Here is a 25,432-nt window from a genome sequence, read left to right on the forward strand (position 1 = left end):
CGTCGGCCGGCATGCGACCGGACCGACCTTGCCCCCCGCGCACCCCACGGCCGTACACTGACCGGGGAACGCTGGCACTCGGATGTGACGAGTGCCAGGGAAGGCGCCAAGGGGACGAAGCACTGGAGGTGTGCGCGGATGCTGAGTGAACGACGGCTGAAGGTGCTGCGCGCCATCGTCCAGGACTACGTCGGCACCGAGGAGCCGGTCGGCTCCAAGGCGCTCACCGAGCGCCACAGCCTCGGCGTGTCCCCGGCGACGGTCCGCAACGACATGGCCGCCCTGGAGGACGAGGGCTACATCGCCCAGCCGCACACCAGCGCCGGACGCATCCCCACCGACAAGGGCTACCGGCTCTTCGTCGACAAGCTCGCCGGCGTCAAGCCGATGACCGCGCCCGAGCGGCGCGCCATCCAGAACTTCCTCGACGGCGCCGTCGACCTCGACGACGTCGTGGCGCGGACGGTCCGGCTGCTCGCGCAGCTCACCCGCCAGGTCGCCGTCGTGCAGTACCCGTCGCTGACCCGGTCCACGGTGCGGCACGTGGAACTGCTCTCGCTCGCCCCGGCCCGCCTCATGCTCGTGCTGATCACGGACACCGGGCGGGTCGAGCAGCGGCTGGTGGACTGCCCCGCCCCGTTCGGCGAGGCCTCGCTCGCGGACCTGCGCGCCCGGCTCAACAGCCGGGTCGCGGGCCGCCGGTTCACCGATGTGCCCCCTCTGGTGGAGGATCTGCCGGAGGCCTTCGAGGCGGAGGACCGCGGCACGGTCTCGACGGTGCTCTCCACCCTGCTGGAGACGCTCGTCGAGGAGAACGAGGAGCGGCTGATGATCGGCGGCACCGCCAATCTCACCCGCTTCGGACATGACTTTCCCCTCACCATCCGGCCCGTCCTGGAGGCCCTCGAGGAGCAGGTCGTGCTCCTCAAACTCCTGGGCGAGGCGGGGGATTCGGGCATGATCGTGCGTATCGGGCACGAGAACGCCTACGAGGGACTCAACTCCACTTCCGTGGTGTCGGTCGGCTACGGTTCGGGCGGCGAGGCAGTCGCCAAGCTCGGCGTGGTCGGACCGACCCGCATGGATTACCCGGGAACGATGGGAGCGGTACGCGCAGTGGCACGGTACGTCGGACAGATCCTGGCGGAGTCGTAAGTGGCCACGGACTACTACGCCGTTCTCGGCGTGCGCCGCGACGCGTCGCAGGAAGAGATCAAGAAGGCCTTCCGGCGGCTCGCCCGCGAGCTGCACCCGGACGTCAACCCCGATCCGAAGACCCAGGAGCGGTTCAAGGAGATCAACGCCGCTTACGAGGTGCTGTCGGACCCGCAGAAGAAGCAGGTCTACGACCTCGGCGGCGACCCGCTCTCGCAGGCCGGCGGCTCAGGCGCGGGCGGCTTCGGCGCCGGTGGCTTCGGCAACTTCTCCGACATCATGGACGCGTTCTTCGGCACGGCGTCCCAGCGGGGCCCGAGGTCGCGCACGCGGCGCGGTCAGGACGCGATGATCCGGCTGGAGGTGGACCTGGAGGAGGCCGCGTTCGGCACCACCAAGGACATCCAGGTCGACACCGCGATCGTCTGCACCACGTGCAGCGGCGAGGGCGCGGCGCCCGGCACCACCGCCCAGACCTGCGACATGTGCCGCGGCCGCGGTGAGGTGTCGCAGGTGACGCGGTCCTTCCTGGGCCAGGTCATGACCTCGCGTCCCTGCCCCCAGTGCCAGGGCTTCGGCACCGTGGTGCCCACCCCGTGCCCCGAGTGCGCGGGCGACGGACGGGTCCGGTCGCGGCGCACGCTGACGGTGAAGATCCCGGCCGGCGTCGACAACGGCACCCGCATCCAGCTCGCCGGCGAGGGCGAGGTCGGACCGGGCGGCGGCCCGGCCGGCGACCTCTACGTCGAGATCCACGAGCTGCCGCACGCGATGTTCCAGCGGCGCGGCGACGACCTGCACTGCACGGTCACCCTCCCGATGACCGCGGCGGCGCTCGGCACGAAGGTGCCGCTGGAGACGCTGGACGGGCCGGAGGAGGTCGACATCCGGCCCGGCACGCAGTCGGGGCAGTCCATTCCGCTGCACCAGCGCGGAGTGACGCACCTGCGCGGCGGCGGTCGCGGCGACCTCATCGTGCACGTGGAGGTCCAGACGCCCACCAAGCTGGACCCGGAGCAGGAGCGGCTGCTGCGCGAACTGGCGAAGCTGCGCGGGGAGGAGCGCCCCCAGGGGCAGTTCCAGCCCGGCCAGCAGGGGCTGTTCTCCCGGCTGAAGGACGCCTTCAACGGGCGGTGAGGCGGGGGCGGAGCCCCCGGCGGGACAGGGCGCCGGGACGTGACACCATGCGGTCATGTCCTTCGCGCTGGCCGGTCTTCTCCGCCATCCGATCGTGCAGGCCCCCATGGCGGGCGGCGTCTCCGTCCCCCGGCTCGCCGCCGCCGTGTCAGAGGCCGGCGGGCTCGGTTTCCTCGCCGGCGGGTACAAGACCGCCGACGGGATGTACCGGGAGATCAAGCAGTTGCGCGGGCTCACCTCCCGGCCCTTCGGCGTGAACCTCTTCATGCCGCAGCCCGAGCATGCCGAGACCGGCGCCGTCGAGGTGTACGCCCACCAGCTGGCCGGCGAGGCCGCCTGGTACGGCACGGAACTCGGCGACCCGGACAGCGGGCGGGACGACGGCTACGACGCCAAGCTCGCCGTGCTCCTCGACGACCCGGTGGCGGCGGTGTCCTTCCACTTCGGTGTGCCGAGCCCCGAGGCGCTGGCCTCGCTGCGCAGGGCCGGGACGGTCACGCTGGTCACGGCCACGACCGTCGAGGAGGCGCTCGCCGTGGAACGGGCCGGCGCGGACGCGGTGATCGTGCAGGGCGTGGAGGCCGGCGGCCACCAGGGCACCCACCGGGACGTCCCCGAGAACGACGGCTCCGGCATCGGACTGCTGTCGCTGATCGCCCAGGTCCGTGAGGCGGTCGCGCTGCCCCTCGTCGCCGCCGGCGGCATCATGCGCGGCAGCCAGATCGCCGCCGCCCTCGCGGCGGGCGCGAGCGCCGTCCAGCTCGGCACCGCGTTCGTCCCCACGCCCGAGTCCGGCGCGGCCGCCGCGCACAAGGAGGCGCTGACGAACCCGTTGTTCGTGGGCACCGGGCTGACCCGCGCGTTCACCGGCCGGCCGGCCCGCGGCCTGGTCAACCGCTTCCTGCGCGAGCACGGACGCTACGCGCCCGCCGCCTACCCCGAGGTGCACCACCTCACCGCGCCGCTGCGCAAGGCGGCCGCCGCGGCGGGCGACGCGCAGGGCATGGCTCTGTGGGCAGGGCAGGGGCACCGGATGGCCCGGGACATGCCGGCCGGTGAGCTGGTGGAGGTACTGGCGGCCGAGACGGACGCGGTGTGGGCCGCGTCGGCGGCCGGCGCAGAAGGAGGTGCGGAGCGATGACGGCTCCGGTGTTCGTGCTCGATCCGCTGGAGGTCCCCGACCGCAGCGGCGGCGAGGTCGTCCTCGACGGCCCGGAGGGGCGGCACGCCGTCTCCGTGAAGCGGCTGCGGCCCGGCGAGGGCGTCGTCCTCACCGACGGGCGCGGGCGCTGGGCCGAGGGCGTCGTAAGGGCCGCCGAGGGCAAGGACCGGCTGGTCGTCATGGACCTGGAGAGCATCAACGAGGAGCCCGAGGAACAGCCCCGCATCACCGTCGTGCAGGCGCTGCCCAAGGGCGACCGGGGGGAGCTGGCCGTCGAGACGATGACCGAGACCGGCGTCGACCGCATCGTCCCGTGGTCCGCCGCACGCTGCATCACGCAGTGGAAGGGCGAGCGGGGCGCCAAGGCGCTGGCGAAGTGGCGGGCCACCGCCCGCGAGGCCGGCAAGCAGTCCCGACGGGTGCGCTTCCCCGAGGTCGCGGAGGCGGCGACGACCAAGCAGGTGGCGGCACTTCTCGCCGGCGCGGACTTCGCCGCCGTGCTCCACTCGGACTTCGAGCAGGGCAGCGAGCGCCTCGCCACCGCCGAACTCCCCGACCGGGGAGACATCGTGCTGGTCGTCGGACCTGAAGGGGGCGTGTCCTCCGACGAGTTGGCGCTGTTCAGGGAGGCGGGCGCGAAGCCGTACATCCTCGGCCGCACCGTCCTGCGCACCTCGACCGCCGGCACCGCCGCCACCGCCCTGCTCCTCGGCCGCACCGGCCGCTGGTCCTGAAAGACGCCCGGACGGGCGCTGTCCGGGGCGCGTGAGGGGCGGCACGCGCTCTACCGCGACCGCCGCGGCGGTGGCAGTCTGCCCGCATGGGGGCTTCACGACGCATGCGGGCAGGACGGCCGGGGACACGCACGGCCGCGGTGGCGGGGCTGGCGCTCGTGGCCGTGGGCGGGCTCGCGGCGTGCGATCCGGGCGGGCTGAGCGCCGCGTCCGTGGCGTACACCACCGACGAGGCCGCCACGGCCGAACTGGCCCGCCGTAAAACGGACGTACGGTGGCTGACCTGCACCGCCGACTACGGCAAGGGCCGCGCCTCGGCGGGTGAGGAGACCGTCGCCTCGGTCAAGTGCCGGGGCCGGACCGACGACGGCCGGGACATCGAGGTCGACGGCACGGTCACCCGCGCCGTCGACGGCTCCTGCGTACGCGGCGACCTCCGCGCGCAGGTGGGCGGCAGACAGGTCTTCCGGGTCAGCGGACTCGGCGACTGCGCGTCCGCGACGCCCTCACCGCTGCAACCGCCGCCCTCCGCGCATCCGGCCCAACCGGCGCGGCCCACGGTCACCGTGACCGTCACCCGGACCATCTGGTGTCCGTCGGACACCCGTTGCGGACCGGTCGAGGGCAAGTAGTGGCCCTGATCGGACGCTCGGAGTGCGAGCACCCCTGAGCCCCTGTTCACGGCCCGCGCCCTTGCCTAGAGTGATCGGGTGACACAGTCCGCGACGCCTGCTGCGTACATCCGATACCCGCATCTGCACGGCGAACTGGTGGCCTTCACCGCCGAGGACGACGTGTGGCTCGCCCCCCTCGACGGCGGCCGCGCCTGGCGGGTCAGCGCCGACAACGTGCCCGTCTCCACACCGCGCGTCTCGCCCGACGGCACGACCGTCGCCTGGACCTCCACCCGCGACGGCGCCCCCGAGGCGCACATCGCCCCCGTCGACGGCGGACCGTCCACCAGGCTCACGTATTGGGGGTGTTGGCGCACCCAGGTGCACGGCTGGACCCCCGAGGGCCAGGTCCTGGCGCTCACCGCACACGGCCAGGCCAGCCTTCGCCGCAGCTGGGCGCACGCCGTCCCGCTCGACGGCGGACCCTCGACGGTCCTGCCGTACGGCCCCGTCGGCGGCGTCGCCCACGGCCCGCACACCGTGCTGCTGTCCGCGACCATGAGCCGCGAGGCCGCCCACTGGAAGCGCTACCGGGGCGGCACCGCGGGCAAGCTGTGGATCGACCGCTCCGTCGGCGACGGAGAAGGCGCCGGGGAGTTCACCCGGCTGCACGAGGATCTCGACGGCAACATCGAGTACCCCGTGTGGGCGGGCGACCGGATCGCCTTCCTCTCCGACCACGAGGGCGTCGGCGCGCTCTACTCCTCCCTCGCCGACGGCTCCGACCTGCGCCGGCACACCCCGCTCGACGGTTTTTACGCCCGCCAGGCCGCCGGTGACGGCAGCCGGATCGTGTACGTCAGTGCGGGCGAGCTGTGGATCCTCGACGACCTCGACGGGGCCGAGCCGCGCCGGCTCGACGTCCGCCTCGGCGGACAGCGCACCGACCGGCGGCCGTTCCCGGTCGCCGCCGCCCGCTGGATGGGCTCCGCGATGCCCGACCACACCGCGCGCGGCAGCGCCGTGGAGATCCGCGGCGCGATCCACTGGGTCACCCACCGCCACGGGCCCGCCCGCGCGCTGGCCGCCGAGCCGGGCGTGCGGGCCCGGCTGCCGCACACCTTCCGCGTGGAGGGCGAGGAGTGGGTGGTGTGGGTGACGGACGCCGAGGGCGAGGACGCCTTGGAGTTCGCCCCCGCCACCGGGGCGGCCCCCGGCGCGGCCCCGCGCCGGCTCGCCGCCGGGCGCCTCGGCCGGGTCCTGGAATTGGCCATGTCCCCCGACGGCAGCCGGGCCGCCGTCGCCGCGCACGACGGGCGGCTGCTGCTCGTCGAACGGGAGACCGGCGAGGTCCGCGAGGTCGACCGCAGCGCCGACGGCGAGGTCGGCGACCTGGTCTTCTCCCCCGACTCCGGCTGGCTCGCCTGGTCGCACCCCGGCCCGCGCCCGCTCAGCCAGCTCAAGCTCGCCAACACCACCGACCTGTCGGTCACCGAGGCGACCCCGCTGCGCTTCCGGGACTTCGCGCCCGCCTTCACCCTCGACGGCAAGCACCTCGCGTTCCTGTCGACCCGCGCCTTCGACCCCGTCTACGACGAGCACGCCTTCGACCTGTCCTTCGTCGCCGGCGCCCGCCCGCACCTCGTCACACTGGCCGCCACCACCCCCTCCCCGTTCGGCCCGCAGCGGCACGGTCGGCCCTTCGAGGCCCCCGACAAGGACGAGACCCCCGACAGCGAGGGCACGCCGGCCACCCGCATCGACCTCGAAGGCCTCGCCGACCGGATCATCCCCTTCCCCGTCGAGGCCGCCCGCTACTCCACGCTGCGCGCCGCCAAGGACGGCGTGCTCTGGCTGCGCCACCCGGTGCGCGGCGTCCTCGGCGCCTCCCGCGCCACCCCCGACGACCCCGACCCGCACACCGAGCTGGAGCGCTACGACCTCGCCCACCGCCGCCTGGACCATCTCGCCTCCGACGTCGACGACTTCGACGTCAGCGGCGACGGCAAACGGCTGCTGCTGTGGACCGACCACAAGCTCAAGGTCGTCCCCAGCGACCGGCGCGCCTCCGGCGACGAGGACAGCGACTCCAACATCACCGTCGACCTCGGCCGCGTACGCCAGACGGTCGACCCGGCCGCCGAGTGGCGGCAGATGTACGACGAGACCGGCCGCGTCATGCGGGACAACTTCTGGCGGCCCGACCTCGGCGGCGTCGACTGGGACGGCGTCCTCGACCGCTACCGCCCGATCCTGGAGCGGGTGGCGACCAAGGACGACCTGATCGACCTGCTGTGGGAGGTGCACGGCGAACTCGGCACCTCGCACGCCTACGTCATGCCCCGCGGCGGCTACGGCGGCGGCGCCCGGCAGGGCCTGCTGGGCGCCGACATCTCCCGTCACGAGGACGGCAGCTGGCGCATCGACCGGATCCTGCCGGCGGAGACCTCCGACCCCGACGCCCGCTCCCCGCTCGCCGCGCCCGGCGTCGCCGTGCGCCCCGGCGACGCGATCGCCGCCGTCGCCGGGCATCCCGTCGACCCGGTCACCGGGCCCGGACCGCTGCTCGTCGGCACCGCCGGCAAGGCGGTCGAGCTGACGATCTCGCCGGCCGGCGGGGGTGAGCCGCGGCACGCCGTGGTCGTGCCGACCGACGACGAGGAGGCGCTGCGCTACCACGCGTGGGTCGCGGACCGGCGGGCCTACGTGCACGAGAAGTCCGGCGGGCGGCTCGGCTATCTGCACGTCCCCGACATGGTCGGCTCCGGCTGGGCGCAGCTCCACCGGGACCTGCGCATCGAGGTGGCCCGCGAGGGGCTCGTCGTCGACGTGCGGGAGAACCGGGGCGGGCACACCTCCCAGCTGGTGGTGGAGAAGCTGGCGCGGCGCATCGTCGGCTGGGACGTGCCGCGCGGGATGCGGCCCACCAGCTACCCGGAGGACGCGCCGCGCGGGCCCGTCGTCGCCGTCGCCAACGAGTTCTCCGGCTCCGACGGGGACATCGTGAACGCCGCGGTCAAGGCGCTCGGGATCGGTCCCGTGGTGGGCACGCGCACATGGGGCGGGACGATCGGCATCGACAGCCGGTACCGCCTGGTCGACGGGACGCTGATCACCCAGCCGAAGTACGCGATCTGGCTGGAGGGCTTCGGGTGGGGGGTGGAGAACCACGGCGTCGACCCCGACGTCGAGGTCGTCGTCCGCCCCCAGGACCACGCGGCGGGCCGGGACGTCCAGCTGGACGAGGCGGTGTCGCTGGCGCTGGCCGCACTGGAGTCGACGCCGGCGAAGACCCCGCCCGCACTGGACTGACCCCGGCCTGTGCCCACCCACCACCCGACTCGCTCGGGAGAAGGGTGAGCGGAAATCCGCCTCCGCCCGCAAGCCGACGGCGGTCGATACCATGCCCCCACAGAGATCACCGGCGAGAAGAGGAGACCCGTATGGCAGGGGAACCGCAGGACGACTGCCTGTTCTGCAAGATCGTCGAGGGCCACGTCCCCGCGACCATCGTCCGCGAGACGGAGACCACCCTCGCCTTCCGGGACATCAACCCCCAGGCCCCCACCCACATCCTGGTGATCCCCAAGGCGCACCACCAGGACGCCGCCGCCCTCGCCGCCGAAGCGCCGCAGCTCGCCGCCGACGTCCTCCGCGAGACGCAGACCGTCGCCGACCTGGAGAAGCTGGACAGCTACCGCACCGTCTTCAACACCGGCAGCGGCGCCGGCCAGACCGTCTGGCACGCCCACGCGCACCTCCTCGGCGGCCGCGGCCTGCACTGGCCCCCCGGATAACCCGCCGTGTCCGTACGCGAGTTGGTCGTCCTCGGCACCGCCAGCCAGGTCCCGACCCGGCATCGCAACCACAACGGCTACTTCCTGCGCTGGGACGGCGAGGGCCTCCTCTTCGACCCCGGCGAGGGCACCCAGCGCCAGATGGTGCGCGCCGGCGTCGCCGCCCACGACCTGAACCGGATCTGCGTCACCCACTTCCACGGCGACCACTCCCTCGGTCTCGCCGGGGTCATCCAGCGCGTCAACCTCGACAAGGTGCCGCATCCGGTCACCGCCCACTACCCGCGCTCCGGGCAGCGCTTCTTCGACCGGCTCCGCTACGCCACCGCCTACCGCGAGACCGTCGGCGTCACCGAGGCCCCGGTCGACGCGGACGGGCCGCTGGTGACGACCGGCTCGTACACCCTTGAGGCGCGCCGGCTGTCCCACCCGGTGGAGTCCTACGGCTACCGCCTCGTCGAGCCGGACGGCCGCCGCATGCTGCCCGACCGGCTCGCCGCACACGGGCTGAGGGGGCCCGACGTGGGGCGGATCCAGCGGGAGGGCGCGATCGGCGGCGTCACCCTGGAGGACGTCAGCGAGGCGCGGCGCGGGCAGCGGTTCGCGTTCGTCATGGACACCCGGCTGTGCGACGGCGTGCACGCGCTCGCCGAGGGCTGCGACATGCTGGTGATCGAGTCCACGTTCCTCGACGACGACGTCGAACTCGCCATCGAGCACGGTCACCTGACGGCAGGTCAGGCGGCGCGGGTCGCCCGGGACGCCGGGGTGCGGCATCTCGTCCTCACCCACTTCAGTCAGCGCTACTCCGACCCCGGGGAGTTCGAGCGGCAGGCGAGGGCCGCCGGGTTCGACGGCGAGCTGACCGTCGCCCACGACCTGCTGCGAGTGCCGGTTCCGAAACGGCGGTGAAGCGGCCGTACGATGCTTTGATGTCCCTCCCCAAAGCTGAACTGCACCTGCACATCGAAGGCACCCTGGAGCCCGAGCTGGCTTTCGAGCTGGCCGCCCGCAACGGGGTGTCGCTGCCGTACAAGGACACCGAGGAACTGCGTGAGGCGTACCGGTTCGAGGACCTCCAGTCCTTCCTGAACCTGTACTACGAGCTGATGGCGGTTCTGCGCACCGAGCGGGACTTCGAGGACCTCGCCGACGCCTACCTCGCGCGGGCGGCCGCGCAGGGCGTGCGCCACGCGGAGATCTTCTTCGACCCGCAGGCGCACCTCGACCGGGGGGTGTCGATGGGCACGGTCGTCGAGGGGCTGTGGCGGGCCCTCGGCCGCAGCCGGGAGCGGCACGGCGTCTCCACCCGGCTGATCCTGTGCTTCCTGCGCGACGAGTCCGCCGAGTCGGCCCTCGCCACCCTGGACGCGGCGAAGCCGTACCTGGACCGGATCACCGGAGTCGGGCTCGACTCGGCCGAGGTGGGGCACCCGCCGGTGAAGTTCCGCGAGGTGTACGAGGCCGCCGCCGCGCTGGGGCTGCGCCGGGTCGCGCACGCCGGCGAGGAGGGGCCGCCCGAGTACATCACCGAGGCGCTGGACGTGCTCGGCGTCGAACGCGTCGACCACGGGCTGCGCTGCATGGAGGACCCGGACCTGGTGGCGCGGCTGGTGCGCGAGCGGATCCCGCTGACGCTGTGCCCGCTGTCCAACGTCCGGCTGCGCGCCGTCGACACCCTCGCCGACCACCCGCTGCCCGCGATGCTCGACGCCGGGCTGCTGTGCACGGTCAACTCCGACGACCCGGCCTACTTCGGCGGCTACGCCGGCGACAACTTCGACGCCGTACGGCGGACGCTGGGCCTGGACGAGGAGCGGCTGCGCGAGCTGGCCCGCAACTCCTTCGTCGCCTCCTTCCTGGAGGACGACGAGGAACTGCGGGCCCGGTACCTGGCCGAGGTGGAGGCGTACGCCTTCTGACCGGCCCCGGTCAGTCCCCGGCGCCCGCCCGCCGGGGACCGGCCGTGTCGTACGCGCCCCGCACGGGCGCGACCGGGGTGTCCAGCACGATGTCCACGACCGGCTGCTCGGGAGCGCCGACCTGCGGCACCGAGCCGTTCGGCGCGCCGGTGGCCGCGGCGACCACGGCCGCCGGGGTGCCGCCGCGCCGGCGCACCGCGCCCGCCAGCAGCGGGCGTCCGCCCGTGTGCAGGGCGACGGCGGTCAGCGGGACGGCGACGACCAGCAGACCGGCGCCCAGGACCAGCCCCATCGCGGGGAACCCGGCCTGCGCCGACAGCAGACTCCCGGTCAGCGGGCCGGCCGCCGTCCCCAGCGAGGACGCCGACCCGACGAGCACCGCCCAGCGGCCGCGCGGGTCGAGCGAGGCGGCCAGCCCGATCAGGTACGACAGCACGATCGGGTAGAGCACGTTCCAGGCGATCTCGCCGGCCGCGAAGCTGCCCAGTCCGGTCGCGGACGCGCTCAGCGCGACGCACCCGGCGATCAGCACGGTCCCGCCGCCGATCGGCGCGGCCCGGCCGAGCCGCGGGCCGAGTGCCCCGGCACCCAGCACCCCCAGCAGCCCGGCCCCCAGGGCCACCGCGAACACCCCGCCGACGGTGGCCTCGGTGAGGTGCGCCTGCGTCAGGCCGATCCGCCCGCTGACGCCCCACAGGGAGTTCTGCACGAGCGACCAGCACGGCATCGCCACGGCGAGCACCAGCCCCGACCGCAGATGGGGGAGCCGGGAGCCGGTCGAGCCCTGCCGGGCCGGCGCGGTGACCGTGCGGGCCGGGAGCCGGCTCGTCGACGGCCACACGGCGAGGGCGGTCAGCGCGATCGCCGCCAGCGGCTGCCCGTGCCCGGGGCCCAGGTGCGGGACCGTCAGATAGACGGCCCCCGCGAGGGCGGAGACGCCGAGCAGGCCGAGCGTGGAGGCCCGGTGCGGGTCGGGCTGGGCGGCGATCCGGGTCGCGGCGACCGTCGTGGCCGTACCGGAGCCGAACCCGCCGAGGACCGCGCCCGCGACCACCGCGGGCACGCTGCCGGCGAGGGCGGCCCCGCCGTAGCCGAGCACGGCCAGCACCAGCCCGAGCCGGGCCAGGGTGCGGGCGCCGATCCGCTCCACCCGGGAGGCGAGGGCGAACCCGGCCGACGCCGAACTCAGCAGCAGGGCGCTGCCGACGGCGCCGGCCTCGGTGGCGGACAGCGGAAGCCCCGCGTCCAGCCGGCCGACGACGGTGGGCAGCAGATAGGGGGCGAGGTACCCGGCCGTGAAAAGGGCGACGAGGGGCCAGGGAGTGGTGCGGGGGGCGAACACGGGCGTTCCTGGGCGTGCGAAAGGGGCGGCTCGAAAGGGGGAGGGGGCGCCGACCGTCGACGGACAGGAACGCGCGGGCAATTTGTATCAAGCAAGCGGTTGCGAACAGTAGCCCGGGCCGGGTGATGTGGATCACGTCAGGTTTGGTGCGGCGAGGGCCGGGTAACAGCTTTCGTCCTAGCGGTCCTTGGGTCGGCGGCTAACGCCAGTCGACCGACCCGGTCGCCCTCGGCGCCGTCGATTCGATCCGCGCCCTGGTCTCCCGCATCACCGCGACGATCCGCGCCTCGTGGGCCGGCGTCAGCCGGGCCACCGGCGCCGAGCAGCTGATCGCGTCCTGCGCGGGCGTGTCGTAGCGCAGTGCGAAGCCGAAGCCGGCGATGCCGCTCACGCCCTCCTCACGGTCCACGGAGTATCCGCGCGCCCGCACTTCCATCAGGTCGGCGAGGAGCGTGGCGCGGCTCGTGTGCGACCGCGGGGTGAGCGCCTCGTACGGACCCTCGGGCAGCTCCGCGTCGGGGCGTTCGGCCAGCAGCGCCTTGCCCAGCGCGCCCACGTGCGCGGGGAGCCGGCGGCCGACCCTGCTGATCGTGCGCAGGTACTCGTGCGACTCGCGGGTCGCCAGATAGGCCACGTCCCGCCCGTCCAGCCGGCCCAGGTGGATCGTCTCGCCCAGCGCCTCGGACGCCTCGTCGAGATACGGGCGCACCAGCCGGACCCGGGGGTCGGAGTCGAGGTAGCTCGTGCCGGTCAGCAGGGCGTGGATGCCGATGCCGTAGAGCGAGCCGGTGACGTCGGTGCGGACCCAGCCGCGGCCGATCAGGGTCTGGAGCAGCGCGTACATCGAACTGCGCGGCACTTCCAGCTCGTCCGACAGCTCCTGAAGGCGTGCCGGACGGTCCCCGCGCGCCGCGAGCAGTTCCAGCAGCTCCACCGTGCGCGCGGCGGACTTCACCTCGCGGACGCCGCCCGTCTCCGACATGCGCCGATGGTAGTCCGGAGGCGCCGCGCGGCGCGCGGCCGTTGACGCGAGTGCGTTCACCTACCTATCCTTCGTCTTCATACGTAGACAGGAGTGGGACGTGGACCTCACCATCACGGACGTACGGCTGACCCCGATCCTCGTCGCCGACCCGCCGCTGCTGAACACGCAGGGCGTCCACCAGCCGTACACCCCCCGGCTGATCGTGGAGGTCACGACCGCCGACGGGGTCACGGGCGTCGGGGAGACCTACGGCGACACCAAGTACCTGGAACTGGCCCGCCCCCTCGCCGCGCGATTGACCGGCCGTCAGATCGGTGATCTGAACGGGCTGTTCGTCCTCGCGGGCGCGGTGACCGTCGACGACTCCCGCGTCTCCGGCCAGGTCGACGTGGGCGGGCTGCGCGGGGTGCAGACCGCCGACAAGCTGCGGCTCTCCGTCGTCTCCGCGTTCGAGGTCGCCTGCCTCGACGCGCTCGGCAAGACGCTCGGGCTGCCCGTCCACACCCTCCTCGGCGGCAAGGTGCGCGACACCGTCGAGTACAGCGCCTACCTCTTCTACAAGTGGGCCGGCCATCCCGAGGGCGTGGCCTGCGAGAAGGACGACTGGGGGGCCGCCGTCGACCCGGCAGGCGTGGTCGAGCAGGCCCGCCGCTTCAAGGAGCGGTACGGCTTCACCTCGTTCAAGCTCAAGGGCGGCGTCTTCCCCCCCGACGAGGAGATCGCCGCCGTGCGCGCCCTCGCCGAGGCGTTCCCCGGGCACCCCCTGCGGCTCGACCCCAACGGGTCCTGGAGCGTGGCGACTTCACTGCGGGTCGCCGAGGAGCTCGGGGACGTGCTGGAGTACCTGGAGGACCCCGCGCTCGGCACAGTCGCGATGGCCGAGGTCGCCGCCCGGACCGACGTCCCGCTCGCCACCAACATGTGCGTGACCACGTTCGCGGAGATCGCAGAGGCGTTCGCCAAGGGCGCCGTGCAGGTCGTGCTCTCCGACCACCACTACTGGGGCGGACTGCGCAACACCCAGCAACTCGCCGCCGTCTGCCGCACGTTCGGCGTCGGGGTCTCCATGCACTCCAACACCCACCTCGGGATCAGTCTCGCCGCCATGACCCACGTCGCGGCCACCGTCCCCGACCTCCACCACGCCTGCGACTCCCACTACCCCTGGCAGTCCGAGGACGTCCTCACCGAACGCCTCACCTTCGACGACGGCAAGGTCACCGTGTCCGACGCGCCCGGACTGGGCGTCGAACTCGACCACGACCGACTGAGGTTCCTCCACGAACGCTGGCTGAACGACTCCGGCGCCCTGCGCGACCGCGACGACGCGGCGGCGATGCGCCTCACCGACCCCGCCTGGACCACCCCGAGCGTGCCCCGCTGGTGAGCCCGGACGCGTCCGCGGTCCCGCGCGGGGCTGCGGACGCCCGTCCGGGGCGTGGTGCACACTGGCCAGATCGGCACCACGTCAGGGAGCGCACAGTGACCGCGTCCATCGCGTCCACCGGAGAGGGACACCACCGGCACCACCGGGAGGCACAGGTCGACCCGCTGGCCGGCCTGCGCGGCGCGGCCGACCCGCCCTGGGACGTCTACCTCACCGGCACCGTCTTCCTGGACATCATCTTCACCGGCCTCGACTCCGCGCCCGTCCGCGGCACCGAGTCCTGGGCCCGCGGCATGGGCTCCAGCCCCGGCGGCGTCGCCAACATGGCCACCGCCCTCGCCCGCCTCGGCCTGCGCACCTCCCTGGCCGCAGCCTTCGGCGACGACCACTACGGCGAGTACTGCTGGGACGCGCTGGAACAGGGCGAGGGCATCGACCTCACCCCCTCCCGCACCATCCCCCACTGGCACTCCCCGGTCACCGTCTCCATGGCCTACGAGGGCGAACGCACCATGGTCTCCCACGGCCACGAACCGCCCCCCGAGGAGGTCCTCCTCCAGGACGGCGCCCCCGCCGCCCCGCCGCACGCCCGCGCCGCCGTCGCCTCCCTCACCCCCGGCCGCGGCGCGCCCTGGATCGCCCGCGCCGCCGGCCTCGGCACCCGCGTCTTCGCCGACGTCGGCTGGGACGACACCGGCGCCTGGGACCTGGCCGGCCTCACCGACCTGAAGCACTGCGAGGCGTTCCTGCCGAACGCCGAGGAGGCGATGCGCTACACCGGCACCTCCTGCCCCCGCGCCGCCGCCCACGCCCTCACCGAACACGTCCCGCTCGCCGTCGTCACCCTCGGCTCCGACGGCGCGTACGCCGTCGACCGGCGCACCGGCGAGACCGCCGAGGTCCCCGCCATCGCCGTGGAGGCCCTCGACCCCACCGGCGCGGGGGACGTCTTCGTGGCCGGCTTCGTCACCGGCGCCCTCGCCGGCTGGCCGCTCGCCGACCGCCTCGCCTTCGCCGGACTGACCGCCGCCCTCTCCGTCCAGGAGTTCGGCGGCTCGCTCTCCGCCCCCGGCTGGTCCGAGATCGCCGCCTGGTGGCGCAGGGTCCAGTCCGTCGACGGCCAGGACCCCGAGGCGCTGCGCCGCTACGAGTTCCTCGACGGCCTCCTCCCGGCGGGCCGCGAGACCACCCCGTGGCCGCGCCGCCGCGCCGTCCCCACGATCGGCTTCCGCCGCTCGGCCTGAACGGGAGCCGCGCCCCCGCCGCTCCCGACGCGACTGTTCGAAAACCCCTGCGGTGTTGTCAGCCCCCTGGCGTACCCTGGAACACGCCAGGCCGCCCTTGTGGCAGGCGAGACGTATCCGGGAGGACGTAGAGGCCTTCGGGCCGGCCTATGACTGAGACACCCACAGCTCAGACGCCCGCGCAGGGCAAGGCGAGAGCACAGTTCACCGTTCCCGCCCAGCACCCCATGGTGACCGTGCTGGGATCCGGAGACTCCCTCCTGCGCGTGATCGAGACGGCCTTCCCGGCGGCCGACATCCACGTCCGGGGCAATGAGATCAGCGCTACCGGCGACCCGCACGAGGTCGTCCTCATCCAGCGCCTGTTCGACGAGATGATGCTGGTGCTCCGCACCGGGCAGCCGATGACGGAGGACGCAGTGGAACGCTCGATCGCCATGCTGCGGGCGAGTGAGAACGGGACGAGCGACGGCCAGGAGACCCCGGCCGAGGTACTGACGCAGAACATCCTGTCCTCGCGCGGCCGCACCATCCGCCCCAAGACCCTGAACCAGAAGCGCTACGTCGACGCGATCGACAAGCACACCGTCGTCTTCGGCATCGGCCCCGCCGGCACCGGCAAGACGTACCTGGCGATGGCGAAGGCGGTCCAGGCCCTGCAGTCCAAGCAGGTCAACCGCATCATCCTGACCCGCCCCGCGGTGGAGGCCGGCGAACGCCTCGGCTTCCTCCCCGGAACCCTCTACGAGAAGATCGACCCCTACCTGCGCCCGCTGTACGACGCCCTGCACGACATGCTGGACCCGGACTCGATCCCCCGGCTGATGGCTGCGGGGACGATCGAGGTCGCGCCGCTGGCGTACATGAGGGGCCGGACCCTGAACGACGCCTTCATCATCCTCGACGAGGCCCAGAACACCTCCCCCGAGCAGATGAAGATGTTCCTCACCCGGCTCGGCTTCGACTCGAAGATCGTGATCACGGGTGACGTGACGCAGGTGGACCTGCCCTCCGGCACCAAGTCGGGGCTGCGGCAGGTGCAGGAGATCCTGGAGGGCGTCCAGGACGTCCACTTCTCGCGGCTGTCGTCCCAGGACGTCGTACGGCACAAGCTGGTGGGCCGTATCGTCGACGCGTACGAGAAGTACGACAGCCACCACGGCACGGAGAACGGCACCCACAAGGGCGGCCGCAACAAGCGGAAGTAGACAAGCCAGCACCATGTCGATCGACGTCAACAACGAGTCCGGAACCGAGGTCGACGAGCAGGCGATCCTCGACATCGCCCGCTACGCGCTCGCGCGGATGCGCATCCACCCGCTCTCCGAGCTCTCGGTGATCGTCGTGGACTCCGACGCCATGGAGCAGCTCCACATCCAGTGGATGGACCTGCCCGGCCCGACGGACGTCATGTCCTTCCCGATGGACGAGCTGCGGCCGCCGTCGAAGGACGACGACGAGCCGCCGCAGGGGCTGCTCGGCGACATCGTGCTGTGCCCCGAGGTCGCCGAGAAGCAGGGCAAGGAGGCGCCGACGCAGCACTCCATGGACGAGGAGCTCCAGCTGCTCACCGTCCACGGCGTGCTGCACCTGCTGGGCTACGACCACGAGGAGGCCGACGAGAAGGCCGAGATGTTCGGCCTCCAGGCGGCCATCGTGGACGGCTGGCGGGCCGAGAAGGGCCTGACCGGTCCGTCGCCGGCGCCGACCGTCTCATGAGCCCGACGCTCGTCGCCGGCGCGGTCGCCCTGGTGGTCGTGGCGTGGCTCGCCGCCTGCGCGGAGGCGGGCATCGCGCGCGTCTCCAGCTTCCGCGCCGAGGAGGCCGTACGGAGCGGGCGGCGCGGCAGCGCCAGGCTGGCGCAGATCGCCGCCGACCCCACCCGTTACCTCAACGTGGCGCTGCTGGTCCGCGTCGCCTGCGAGATGGCCGCCGCCGCGCTCGTCACCTACGCCTGTCTGAACACGATCGACGGCACTGCCGGGGCGCTGCTCGCCGCGATCGGCGTGATGGTGCTCGTGTCGTACGTCGCCGTCGGGGTCTCCCCGCGCACCATCGGCCGCCAGCACCCGCTGAACACGGCGACGGCCGCCGCGTACGTGCTGCTGCCGCTGGCGCGGATCATGGGCCCGGTCCCGTCGCTGCTGATCCTCATCGGCAACGCGCTCACCCCCGGCAAGGGCTTCCGCCGCGGCCCGTTCGCCTCCGAGGCGGAGCTGCGGGCGATGGTGGACCTCGCCGAGGCGGAGTCGCTGATCGAGGACGAGGAGCGCCGCATGGTGCACTCCGTCTTCGAGCTGGGCGACACCCTCGTGCGGGAGGTCATGGTGCCGCGCACCGACCTCGTCGTCATCGAGCGCTACAAGACCATCCGGCAGGCCCTCACGCTGGCGCTGCGCTCCGGGTTCTCGCGGATCCCCGTCACCGGGGAGAGCGAGGACGACATCGTCGGGATCGTGTACCTGAAGGACCTGGTCCGCAAGACCCACATCAGCCGGGACGCCGAGTCGGACCTGGTGTCGACGGCGATGCGGCCCGCCGCGTTCGTACCCGACACCAAGAACGCCGGCGATCTGCTGCGGGAGATGCAGCAGCAGCGCAACCACGTCGCCGTCGTCATCGACGAGTACGGCGGCACCGCCGGCATCGTCACCATCGAGGACATCCTCGAGGAGATCGTCGGCGAGATCACCGACGAGTACGACCGTGAACTGCCGCCGGTGGAGGAACTCGGCGAGGACCGCCACCGGGTGACCGCCCGTCTCGACATCACCGACCTGGGCGAGCTGTACGGCCTGGAGGAGTACGACGACGAGGACGTGGAGACCGTCGGCGGTCTGCTCGCCAAGGCGCTGGGCCGGGTGCCGATCGCCGGGGCCTCCGCGGTCGTCGACCTGCCCGACGGCCGGCTCCTGCGGCTGACGGCGGAGGCGGCGGCCGGGCGCCGGAACAAGATCGTCACGGTGCTGGCGGAGCCGGTGGACAAGCCGGAGGAGGAGACGGCCGAGTGACGCCCGGGGGAGCCCGGGTGACGCCCGAGAAGGAGACGTCCGTATGACGCCCGAGGAGTTGCGCGCCTTCTGCCTGTCCTTCGAGGCGGCGACGGAGGACTTCCCCTTCCGGCCGGAGATCTCCGTCTTCAAGGTGCTCGGAAAGATGTTCGCCCTCAGCTGGATCGACGCGCGGCCCCTGAAGGTCAACCTCAAGTGCGACCCGGAGGACGCGGTCCGTCTGCGCGCCGACCACCCGGGCCTGATCGCCCCCGGCTACCACATGAACAAGCGGCACTGGAACACGGTGACGGTGGACGGCGCGCTGCCCGGTCAGCTCGTCCGTGAGCTGATCGAGGACTCGTACGACCTGGTCGTGGCGGGACTGCCGCGCGCGGAGCGGCTGCGCCTGGACCGCCCCTGAGAGTTCGCGGGGGCGGCTCGCTCCGTATGCTCGGGGCATGACCGACAGCACCGCGCTCGACGCCGAGGACCGGAAGATCGTCACCCTGGCCCGTTCAGTCCGGGCCCGCAACGGGGTGCCCGAGGGGGCGGCCGTACGGGACGAGACGGGGCGTACGTACGTGGCGGGGACGGTGGCGCTGCCGTCGCTGGAGCTGAGCGCGCTGCGGACGGCGGTGGCGATGGCGGTGGCGTCCGGGGCGAAGTCGCTGGAGGCGGCGGCCGTGGTCACCGACGCCGAGTCCGTCGCCGAGGCGGACCGGGCCGCCGTCGCCGATCTGGGCGGCGCGGGCACGCCGGTGCTGGTGGCCGGCCCCGACGGGACCGTCCGGCTGACCGTCACCGCGGGCTGAGACACCGGGGCCGCAAAGTGCCCCGGGCCTTCCGAGCACCCCCGGGGGGGCTTCGAGAGTGGTCCCGCGTCGCCCTGGCCGGGCGGCTGGAACGTGTCGTCCGGATTTGGCTCTTGCCGTCCTCCCTCTCCCGCGGGTCAATGGGCATAGTTTCCGACGGACCGTCAGATTTACCCCCCACCGGGACAAGGTGCCCGCACCCACCCGTCCCGCTCCGGCCGTCCGTCTCCCCACATCCGGGAAGGAGCCGGAACCCCCATGAGAGGCAAGCGAATCGGATCAGGTGCGGCACTGCTGGCCGGGGCCCTCGCGGTCACCGGGCTGGCCTTCGCGCCCACCGCACTCGCCGTCGCCCCGACGACGGCGAGCGTCACCGCGAACTGCGGTCTGTTCGGCGGCGGAGCCGCCACCCTCACGGCCACCCAGAGCGGCACCTCGGCCACCCTCACCCTGAAGTCGACCGCGATCACCGCTCCGATCCCGATCGGCGCCAACAGCATCAACTCCACCCTCACGATGGCGAACTCGACCGGTTCGGCCAGGGTCTTCACCGGCACGGTGAACCCGGCCATGCCGACGGGCGCCCCGATCGAGGTCGGCCCGCTGGGCGGGACCGTGGCCTCCGGTGACAGCCTGGACTTCTACCGGGGCTCCCTGAAGATGGTCGTCTTCGGGATCACCGTCACCTGTACGGCGACCGGGCCGCAGTCGCCGGGACCGTTCGTGTTCGACTGAGAACCGGTGCGAAGAGGCGCCACGGGCCGTCGGTTTCCCCGCGTCAGCAGGAAGCTGACGGCCCATCAGTCGATCTCTCCGCATCCATTGACTTCTGTCGCGATCCGCACCTCAATGCCCCCTGTCGGCGCAGAAAGAGCCGCTGCGCCCGCACCCTTGAGGAGGGGGCACCATGGGTTCGACACCCCGAAGATCCCTGAGACGGCGCTGGGCGTCGCTGCTCGGGGCGACCACCCTCGCGGTCACCGCGAGCGGGGCGCTGGCGTGCCCGGCCGGCGCCGCCACCGACGTGGACTACCCCACGCACTGCGTCCCGCCGCCCATCGCGGGCATCCCGGACATCGACGGCACCACCACCGGGAGGATCACCGCGGACAAGACGTCCGCCAAGGTCGGCGACACCGTCACCGTGACCTACACGGTGGTCAAGCCCGCCGCCAGCAACCCCACCGACCTCGCCCTGCCGGCCGACATCATGACCCCGACCGGCAAGGTCACCCTCGGCGGCGCGCAGAGCGGCAGCGTGACCGTCACCGGCCCGAAGAAGAACGACCCGGTGCCCGGCAAGGGCGCCTTCCCCTCGTTCTCCATGACCGGCACGTTCACCGTCACCTCGCCCGGCGCGATCACCCTCTCGCCCGGCGACTACAACATCCACACCAGCTACATCCTCGAACTCGACACCCCCTGCACGGTGAAGAACCCGCCCGCCCCGGTGTCCGAGACGGTCACCGCGACGGACAACCCGCCGGCCAACACCCGCTCCATCCAGCTCGGTTCGGCCTCCGGTGCGCCGGGCGCCGCGGTCACCGTCACCGGCGGCGGCTTCACCCCGGGCGCGAGCGTCACCCTGGCCGGACGGTCCGGGGCCGCCCAGACCGCGGACAAGGCGACCGTCACCGCGAACGCGCAGGGCGCCGTCTCCGGCTCGCTCGTCGTCAACGACCGCACCACCACCGGCGTGGTCGCGTACGAGGGCGGCGCGTGGAGCGCGGAGCTGGGCGCCGGGCCCGTCGCGTACGTCGTCGTCGACGACACGCCCGTACCCCCCGGGAGCCAGAAGCTGACGACCACCGTCAAGGCGGGCACCCTGTCGATGTCCCAGGCCGGGGACGCCGTGCAGCTGTCGGCGGTCGACTTCGGCACCGGCGGCGCCTCGACCGGCAACCTCAACGCGGTGACCGTCAAGGACTTCCGCGGCGGGCCGGCCGGCTGGTCGCTGACCGGCAAGGTCACCGACTTCAGCGGACCGGGCGGCAAGATCGGCGCGGGGAAGCTGAGCTGGACGCCCGAGTGCGGCACCAAGGCGGGCAGCCCCAGCACCTGTCAGGCCGGTTCGGCCGGAGTGGTGGGCGGCACGGGGGCGACCCTGGCGTCCACAGCGAACGGCACGCTCACCGGCGGCGAGTTCACCGCCTCCGCCCGACTCTCCCTCGACGTACCGGCGTTCACGCCTCCGGGCACGTACGCCGGCGTCCTGACCCTCACGCTCACCTGACCCACGTCCACCGGTGGCCGGGCGTCCTCCTCACAGGTCCGCACCCGCCCGACCACCCCGCCGTGTCCGACGCCCGCGGGGGTCCGCACCCATGCGCAAGCCGTACGCCCTCCTCCTGACGTTCCTCACGCTGCTGCCCCTGCCACTGGACCTGCTCGGCCCGCTCGCGCCGCCCGCCCGGGCCGCCGACAACGGCAGCTGGTCGGTCAACCCCCTCTCGACGACCGTCGCCGAACGGCCCTACTTCTACGTCTCCGCAGACCCCGGCCAGACGATCGAGGACACGGTCGTCGTCACCAACAAGACGGACACGCCGCTCACCTTCCGCCTCTACGCCGCCGACGCCTACAACACCGAGCGCGACGGCGGTTTCGCCGTGCGGACGGCGGGGGAGCGGATGCGGGGCGTGGGGGCGTGGGCGAAGCCCGCGAAGGACCGGGTCACCGTGCCCGGACGCGGCACGGCCACCGTGCCGTTCACGATCCGCGTCCCCGAGGGCGCCGAGCCCGGCGACCACCCCGGGGCGATCGTCGCCCTCGACGAGCGGGTCGAGAAGGGCGGGGCGGGGGTCGCGCTCGGCGTGCGGCGCGCCGTCGGCGCCCGTGTCTACCTCCAGGTCGGCGGCCCCACCCTGCCCGCGCTCACCGTCGAGGACGTCCGCGTCGAACAGAGCCGGCCGCTGGTCCCCGGCTTCGGCGACAGCGAGGCGACGATCTCCTACACGCTGCGCAACACCGGCAACGTCACCCTGAACCCGAAGGTCGAACTGCGGGCCCGGGGCCTGTTCGGCCGCACCCTGCTCTCCCGCGACCTGACGAGGATCCCCTCGGAACTCCTCCCGGGCCAGCGCGTCCACCTCTCGGAACCCTGGCACGGAGCGCCCCAACTCGACTGGGGAAAGGTCACGCTGACGGCGAGCGCGAGACAGACGCGGGAATCAGCGAGCGCGGGTTTCTTCGCCGTGCCGTGGCCGGCGGCGTTGGTGCTGGGCGCGGCCATCGGCGCAGGACTGGTGCTGCTGCTCAGGAAACGGCGGGCGCGACACCCTCGAGGGGCACGGGGCTTCGACATCACGCGGCTCCGCCGCGGGGCGCGACCAGCCGAAGCGGACCCACGGACGAAAGCCCCTACAGCGACCTAAAGGGCGTCCGGCCCCCGCTCGCCCGTCCGCACCCGCACAACCGTCTCGACCGGCAGGGCCCACACCTTCCCGTCCCCGATCTTCCCGGTCTGCGCGGCGCGCACGATCGCGTCGATGACGTCGTCCGCCACCGCGTCCTCGACGACGACCTCGATACGGACCTTGGGCACCAGGTCGACCTGGTACTCGGCGCCGCGGTACACCTCGGTGTGGCCGCGCTGCCGGCCGTAGCCGCTGGCCTCGGTGACCGTGAGGCCGTGCACGCCGAGCTCCTGCAGGGCGTTCTTGACCTCGTCGAGGCGGTACGGCTTGACGATCGCGGTGATGAGCTTCATGCCTGGGGGGTGGCCTTCTGGACGGAGGAGAGGGAGGAGGAGCCGACCGGGGCGCCATGGCCCAGGACGCCGTGATCGTATGCGCTCTCGGCGTGCACCGTAAGGTCCAGGCCGGTCTGCTCGTGCTCCTCGTCCGCGCGGAAGCCGATCGCGCGGTCCAGCAGCTTGCCGATGCCGTACGTCACGAGGAAGGCGTACGCCCCGACGGCGACGACGGCCACCAGCTGCTTGCCCAGCAGGGCGAGGCCGCCGCCGTGCGCGAGGCCCTCGGGGCCGCCGGTCATAGACTCGACGGCGAACACGCCGATCAGGAGGGTGCCGATGACACCGCCGACCAGGTGGACGCCGACGACGTCGAGCGAGTCGTCGTAGTTCAGCTTGAACTTCCAGCTCACCGCGTACGAGCAGACGACGCCGGCGGCGAGGCCGACGACCAGCGCGCCGAGCAGGGAGACCGAGCCGCAGGACGGGGTGATCGCGACCAGACCGGCCACCGCGCCGGAGGCCGCGCCCAGGGTGGTGGGGTGGCCGTCGCGCTTCTGCTCGACGAAGAGCCAGCCGAGCAGGCCGGTGCAGCCGGCGGCGAGGGTGTTGAGGAAGACGGCGGCCGCGAGGCCGTTCGCGCCGAGCGCGGAGCCCGCGTTGAAGCCGAACCAGCCGAACCACAGCAGTCCGGCGCCCAGCACGACCATGGGGAGGTTGTGCGGACGCATCGCGTCCTTCTTGAAGCCCAGACGCGGACCGAGGACCAGGCAGAGCGCCAGACCGGACGCGCCGGAGGTGATCTCGACCGGGAGTCCGCCCGCGAAGTCGAGCGCGCCGAGCCCGTCCAGGATCCAGCCGCCGGGCCCCCACACCCAGTGGGCGACGGGAACGTATACGAGGAGCGCCCAGAGGGGGACGAAGACCAGCCACGCCGCGAACTTCGCGCGGTCCGCGATCGCGCCGCTCACCAGGGCCGCCGTGATGATCGCGAAGGTGAGCTGGAAGGTGGCGAACAGGACGGTGGGGACCGTGCCGTGGACGCTGTCGGGGCCGACGCCGGACATCCCGGCGTGGTCCAGGACGCCGATCAGGCCGCCGCCTGCGTCGTCGCCGAAGGCGAGGGAGTAGCCCGCGGCCAGCCACACCACCGTGACCAGGGCGATGGACACGAAGCTCATCATCAGCATGTTGAGGACGCTCTTCGTGCGGACCATGCCGCCGTAGAAGAGGGCCAGGCCCGGGGTCATCAACAGGACCAGTGCGGTGGCGGCGAGCAGCCAGGCGGTGTCGCCGGTGTCCACCTGCGCGGCGGCGGCAAGGATCACGGTCGTCTCCAACGGTGTGGGGGCTCGTCAGAGGGTCACGGCAGTGCGTTACCGGTTGCGTACGGGTGTGTTTCCGTGACGTTTCGTTGCGTGCGGGTTTCGGGAAGCTCACGTGTCGGCGGGGCCGCGTGGATCAGGGACAATGGTCGCCATGAGCGTTCGCACCCAGTCATCCGAACAGTCGGCCGAGGCCGCGCACCGGGCCGGTTTCGCCTGCTTCGTGGGCCGCCCCAACGCCGGCAAGTCCACCCTCACGAACGCTCTGGTCGGGAAGAAGGTGGCGATCACCTCCAACCGTCCGCAGACCACCCGGCACACGGTCCGGGGCATCGTGCACCGCCCCGAGGCCCAGCTGATCCTGGTCGACACCCCGGGGCTGCACAAGCCGCGCACGCTGCTGGGGGAGCGGCTGAACGACGTCGTGCGCACGACGTGGGCCGAGGTGGACGTGATCGGGTTCTGCCTCCCGGCCAACGAGAAGCTGGGTCCCGGCGACCGGTTCATCGCCAAGGAGCTGGCCGGGATCAAGCGGACGCCGAAGGTCGCCGTCGTGACGAAGACCGACCTCGTCGACTCCAAGACGCTCGCCGAGCAGCTGATCGCGATCGACCAGCTCGGCAAGGAGCTGGGCATCGAGTGGGCCCAGATCGTGCCGGTCTCGGCGGTCGGGGACCAGCAGGTCGAGCTGCTGGCGGACCTGCTCGTGCCGATGCTGCCGGAGAGCCCGCCGCTGTACCCGGAGGGCGACCTCACCGACGAGCCCGAGCAGGTGATGGTGGCGGAGCTGATCCGCGAGGCCGCCCTGGAGGGCGTGCGGGACGAGCTTCCGCACTCCATCGCCGTCGTCGTCGAGGAGATGCTGCCGCGCGAGGACCGGCCCGCCGACCGGCCGCTCCTCGACATCCACGCGAACATCTACATCGAGCGGCCCAGCCAGAAGGGCATCATCATCGGCCCGAAGGGACGCCGCCTGAAGGACGTGGGCATCAAGTCCCGCAAGCAGATCGAGGCGCTGCTCGGAACGCCCGTCTTCCTGGACCTGCACGTCAAGGTCGCCAAGGACTGGCAGCGCGACCCCAAGCAGCTGCGCAAGCTGGGCTTCTGAGGCTGGGCGGGGCTGTGCTGGTCG

The 25,432-nt window shown here is 72.9% G+C and carries 24 protein-coding genes; 20 read left to right on the top strand and 4 right to left on the bottom strand.

The genetic code is table 11. The features are described 5' to 3' along the window. Positions 1-138 precede the first annotated feature (138 nt). From hrcA to EV567_RS02130, 9 genes are all read left to right on the top strand, one after another. On the top strand, positions 139-1,155 hold the full coding sequence (gene hrcA / locus EV567_RS02090; RefSeq protein WP_130436825.1) for a heat-inducible transcriptional repressor HrcA: 1,017 nt from the start codon (positions 139-141) through the stop codon (positions 1,153-1,155). Further along, on the top strand, positions 1,156-2,292 hold the full coding sequence (dnaJ, locus tag EV567_RS02095) for a molecular chaperone DnaJ (protein ID WP_130436826.1): 1,137 nt from the start codon (positions 1,156-1,158) through the stop codon (positions 2,290-2,292). It abuts the gene before it with no gap. 55 nt (positions 2,293-2,347) lie between these two features. Further along, positions 2,348-3,433 (top strand): nitronate monooxygenase, encoded by a 1,086-nt coding sequence (locus tag EV567_RS02100; RefSeq protein WP_130436827.1) that lies wholly within the window; start codon positions 2,348-2,350, stop codon positions 3,431-3,433. Next, entirely contained in the window at positions 3,430-4,188 is a 759-nt protein-coding gene (locus tag EV567_RS02105) for a 16S rRNA (uracil(1498)-N(3))-methyltransferase (RefSeq protein WP_130436828.1), read from the top strand. The genes EV567_RS02100 and EV567_RS02105 overlap by 4 nt, the downstream gene beginning before the upstream one ends. 86 nt (positions 4,189-4,274) lie before the next feature. Next, positions 4,275-4,820 carry a hypothetical protein gene (locus EV567_RS02110; protein ID WP_207228652.1) on the top strand — a complete coding sequence of 182 codons (546 nt, stop codon included), beginning with the start codon at positions 4,275-4,277 and terminating at the stop codon, positions 4,818-4,820. A gap of 78 nt (positions 4,821-4,898) precedes the next feature. Further along, entirely contained in the window at positions 4,899-8,114 is a 3,216-nt protein-coding gene (locus EV567_RS02115; RefSeq protein WP_130436829.1) for a S41 family peptidase, read from the top strand. A 131-nt stretch (positions 8,115-8,245) separates the two neighbouring features. After that, positions 8,246-8,599: a histidine triad nucleotide-binding protein gene (locus EV567_RS02120; RefSeq protein ID WP_130436830.1), complete on the top strand. Its 354-nt coding sequence runs from the start codon at positions 8,246-8,248 to the stop codon at positions 8,597-8,599. Positions 8,600-8,605: 6 nt separating this feature from the next. Continuing rightward, positions 8,606-9,511, top strand: a complete 906-nt coding sequence (locus EV567_RS02125; RefSeq protein ID WP_130436831.1) for a ribonuclease Z — start codon at positions 8,606-8,608, stop codon at positions 9,509-9,511. 20 nt (positions 9,512-9,531) lie between these two features. Further along, the gene (locus EV567_RS02130) at positions 9,532-10,521 is read left to right on the top strand and encodes an adenosine deaminase (protein WP_165430288.1); all 990 of its coding nucleotides are present in this window, start codon (positions 9,532-9,534) and stop codon (positions 10,519-10,521) included. A gap of 10 nt (positions 10,522-10,531) precedes the next feature. On the opposite strand, the gene EV567_RS02135 is transcribed toward EV567_RS02130, so the two are convergent. Continuing rightward, complete coding sequence (locus EV567_RS02135; protein ID WP_130436833.1) at positions 10,532-11,863, bottom strand: MFS transporter; 1,332 nt, start codon at positions 11,861-11,863, stop codon at positions 10,532-10,534. A gap of 199 nt (positions 11,864-12,062) precedes the next feature. After that, positions 12,063-12,845 (bottom strand): IclR family transcriptional regulator, encoded by a 783-nt coding sequence (locus EV567_RS02140; RefSeq protein WP_130436834.1) that lies wholly within the window; start codon positions 12,843-12,845, stop codon positions 12,063-12,065. Positions 12,846-12,945: 100 nt separating this feature from the next. On the opposite strand from EV567_RS02140, the gene EV567_RS02145 reads away from it, so the two are divergent. From EV567_RS02145 to EV567_RS02190, 10 genes are all read left to right on the top strand, one after another. After that, positions 12,946-14,235 (top strand): glucarate dehydratase family protein, encoded by a 1,290-nt coding sequence (locus EV567_RS02145; RefSeq protein WP_130436835.1) that lies wholly within the window; start codon positions 12,946-12,948, stop codon positions 14,233-14,235. A gap of 95 nt (positions 14,236-14,330) precedes the next feature. After that, positions 14,331-15,479 carry a carbohydrate kinase family protein gene (locus tag EV567_RS02150; RefSeq protein ID WP_130436836.1) on the top strand — a complete coding sequence of 383 codons (1,149 nt, stop codon included), beginning with the start codon at positions 14,331-14,333 and terminating at the stop codon, positions 15,477-15,479. 149 nt (positions 15,480-15,628) lie between these two features. Further along, positions 15,629-16,687 carry a PhoH family protein gene (locus EV567_RS02155; protein ID WP_130436837.1) on the top strand — a complete coding sequence of 353 codons (1,059 nt, stop codon included), beginning with the start codon at positions 15,629-15,631 and terminating at the stop codon, positions 16,685-16,687. Positions 16,688-16,700: 13 nt separating this feature from the next. Next, the gene (ybeY, locus tag EV567_RS02160; RefSeq protein WP_130436838.1) at positions 16,701-17,198 is read left to right on the top strand and encodes an rRNA maturation RNase YbeY; all 498 of its coding nucleotides are present in this window, start codon (positions 16,701-16,703) and stop codon (positions 17,196-17,198) included. After that, a complete protein-coding gene (locus tag EV567_RS02165; RefSeq protein WP_130436839.1) occupies positions 17,195-18,490 on the top strand; it encodes a hemolysin family protein in 1,296 nt (431 codons plus the stop codon). The genes ybeY and EV567_RS02165 overlap by 4 nt, the downstream gene beginning before the upstream one ends. Before the next feature lie 43 nt (positions 18,491-18,533). After that, entirely contained in the window at positions 18,534-18,893 is a 360-nt protein-coding gene (locus tag EV567_RS02170; RefSeq protein ID WP_130436840.1) for an MmcQ/YjbR family DNA-binding protein, read from the top strand. A 37-nt stretch (positions 18,894-18,930) separates the two neighbouring features. After that, positions 18,931-19,284 (top strand): cytidine deaminase, encoded by a 354-nt coding sequence (locus EV567_RS02175; protein WP_130436841.1) that lies wholly within the window; start codon positions 18,931-18,933, stop codon positions 19,282-19,284. Positions 19,285-19,542: 258 nt separating this feature from the next. Then, positions 19,543-20,019, top strand: a complete 477-nt coding sequence (locus tag EV567_RS02180; RefSeq protein ID WP_130436842.1) for a hypothetical protein — start codon at positions 19,543-19,545, stop codon at positions 20,017-20,019. Positions 20,020-20,191: 172 nt separating this feature from the next. Then, positions 20,192-21,517 (top strand): beta-xylosidase, encoded by a 1,326-nt coding sequence (locus tag EV567_RS02185; RefSeq protein ID WP_130436843.1) that lies wholly within the window; start codon positions 20,192-20,194, stop codon positions 21,515-21,517. A 91-nt stretch (positions 21,518-21,608) separates the two neighbouring features. Beyond that, on the top strand, positions 21,609-22,658 hold the full coding sequence (locus EV567_RS02190; RefSeq protein ID WP_130436844.1) for a WxL protein peptidoglycan domain-containing protein: 1,050 nt from the start codon (positions 21,609-21,611) through the stop codon (positions 22,656-22,658). Here the strand turns inward: EV567_RS02190 and EV567_RS02195 are convergent. Next, positions 22,655-22,993, bottom strand: coding sequence for a P-II family nitrogen regulator (locus tag EV567_RS02195; protein ID WP_130436845.1), 339 nt, complete (start codon positions 22,991-22,993; stop codon positions 22,655-22,657). The genes EV567_RS02190 and EV567_RS02195 overlap by 4 nt on opposite strands. Further along, a complete protein-coding gene (locus tag EV567_RS02200) occupies positions 22,990-24,300 on the bottom strand; it encodes an ammonium transporter (protein ID WP_130437539.1) in 1,311 nt (436 codons plus the stop codon). Before EV567_RS02200 ends, EV567_RS02195 begins: the two co-directional genes overlap by 4 nt. Positions 24,301-24,454: 154 nt before the next feature. On the opposite strand from EV567_RS02200, the gene era reads away from it, so the two are divergent. Further along, a complete protein-coding gene (gene era / locus EV567_RS02205) occupies positions 24,455-25,408 on the top strand; it encodes a GTPase Era (protein ID WP_165430289.1) in 954 nt (317 codons plus the stop codon). Positions 25,409-25,432 lie beyond the last annotated feature (24 nt).

Origin of the sequence: Streptomyces sp. BK239 (genome assembly GCF_004217285.1) — a bacterium.
In the GTDB taxonomy this organism is placed as follows: Bacteria; Actinomycetota; Actinomycetes; order Streptomycetales; family Streptomycetaceae; genus Streptomyces.

Coding starts and splice junctions, on each gene's coding strand:
- hrcA (WP_130436825.1), top strand. CDS start 139: ATGCTGAGTGAACGACGGCTGAAGGTGCTGCGCGCCATCGTCCAGGAC.
- EV567_RS02100 (WP_130436827.1), top strand. CDS start 2,348: ATGTCCTTCGCGCTGGCCGGTCTTCTCCGCCATCCGATCGTGCAGGCC.
- EV567_RS02105 (WP_130436828.1), top strand. CDS start 3,430: ATGACGGCTCCGGTGTTCGTGCTCGATCCGCTGGAGGTCCCCGACCGC.
- EV567_RS02110 (WP_207228652.1), top strand. CDS start 4,275: ATGGGGGCTTCACGACGCATGCGGGCAGGACGGCCGGGGACACGCACG.
- EV567_RS02120 (WP_130436830.1), top strand. CDS start 8,246: ATGGCAGGGGAACCGCAGGACGACTGCCTGTTCTGCAAGATCGTCGAG.
- EV567_RS02130 (WP_165430288.1), top strand. CDS start 9,532: ATGTCCCTCCCCAAAGCTGAACTGCACCTGCACATCGAAGGCACCCTG.
- EV567_RS02140 (WP_130436834.1), bottom strand. CDS start 12,845: ATGTCGGAGACGGGCGGCGTCCGCGAGGTGAAGTCCGCCGCGCGCACG.
- EV567_RS02155 (WP_130436837.1), top strand. CDS start 15,629: ATGACTGAGACACCCACAGCTCAGACGCCCGCGCAGGGCAAGGCGAGA.
- ybeY (WP_130436838.1), top strand. CDS start 16,701: ATGTCGATCGACGTCAACAACGAGTCCGGAACCGAGGTCGACGAGCAG.
- EV567_RS02165 (WP_130436839.1), top strand. CDS start 17,195: ATGAGCCCGACGCTCGTCGCCGGCGCGGTCGCCCTGGTGGTCGTGGCG.
- EV567_RS02170 (WP_130436840.1), top strand. CDS start 18,534: ATGACGCCCGAGGAGTTGCGCGCCTTCTGCCTGTCCTTCGAGGCGGCG.
- EV567_RS02175 (WP_130436841.1), top strand. CDS start 18,931: ATGACCGACAGCACCGCGCTCGACGCCGAGGACCGGAAGATCGTCACC.
- EV567_RS02180 (WP_130436842.1), top strand. CDS start 19,543: ATGAGAGGCAAGCGAATCGGATCAGGTGCGGCACTGCTGGCCGGGGCC.
- EV567_RS02185 (WP_130436843.1), top strand. CDS start 20,192: ATGGGTTCGACACCCCGAAGATCCCTGAGACGGCGCTGGGCGTCGCTG.
- EV567_RS02190 (WP_130436844.1), top strand. CDS start 21,609: ATGCGCAAGCCGTACGCCCTCCTCCTGACGTTCCTCACGCTGCTGCCC.
- EV567_RS02195 (WP_130436845.1), bottom strand. CDS start 22,993: ATGAAGCTCATCACCGCGATCGTCAAGCCGTACCGCCTCGACGAGGTC.
- era (WP_165430289.1), top strand. CDS start 24,455: ATGAGCGTTCGCACCCAGTCATCCGAACAGTCGGCCGAGGCCGCGCAC.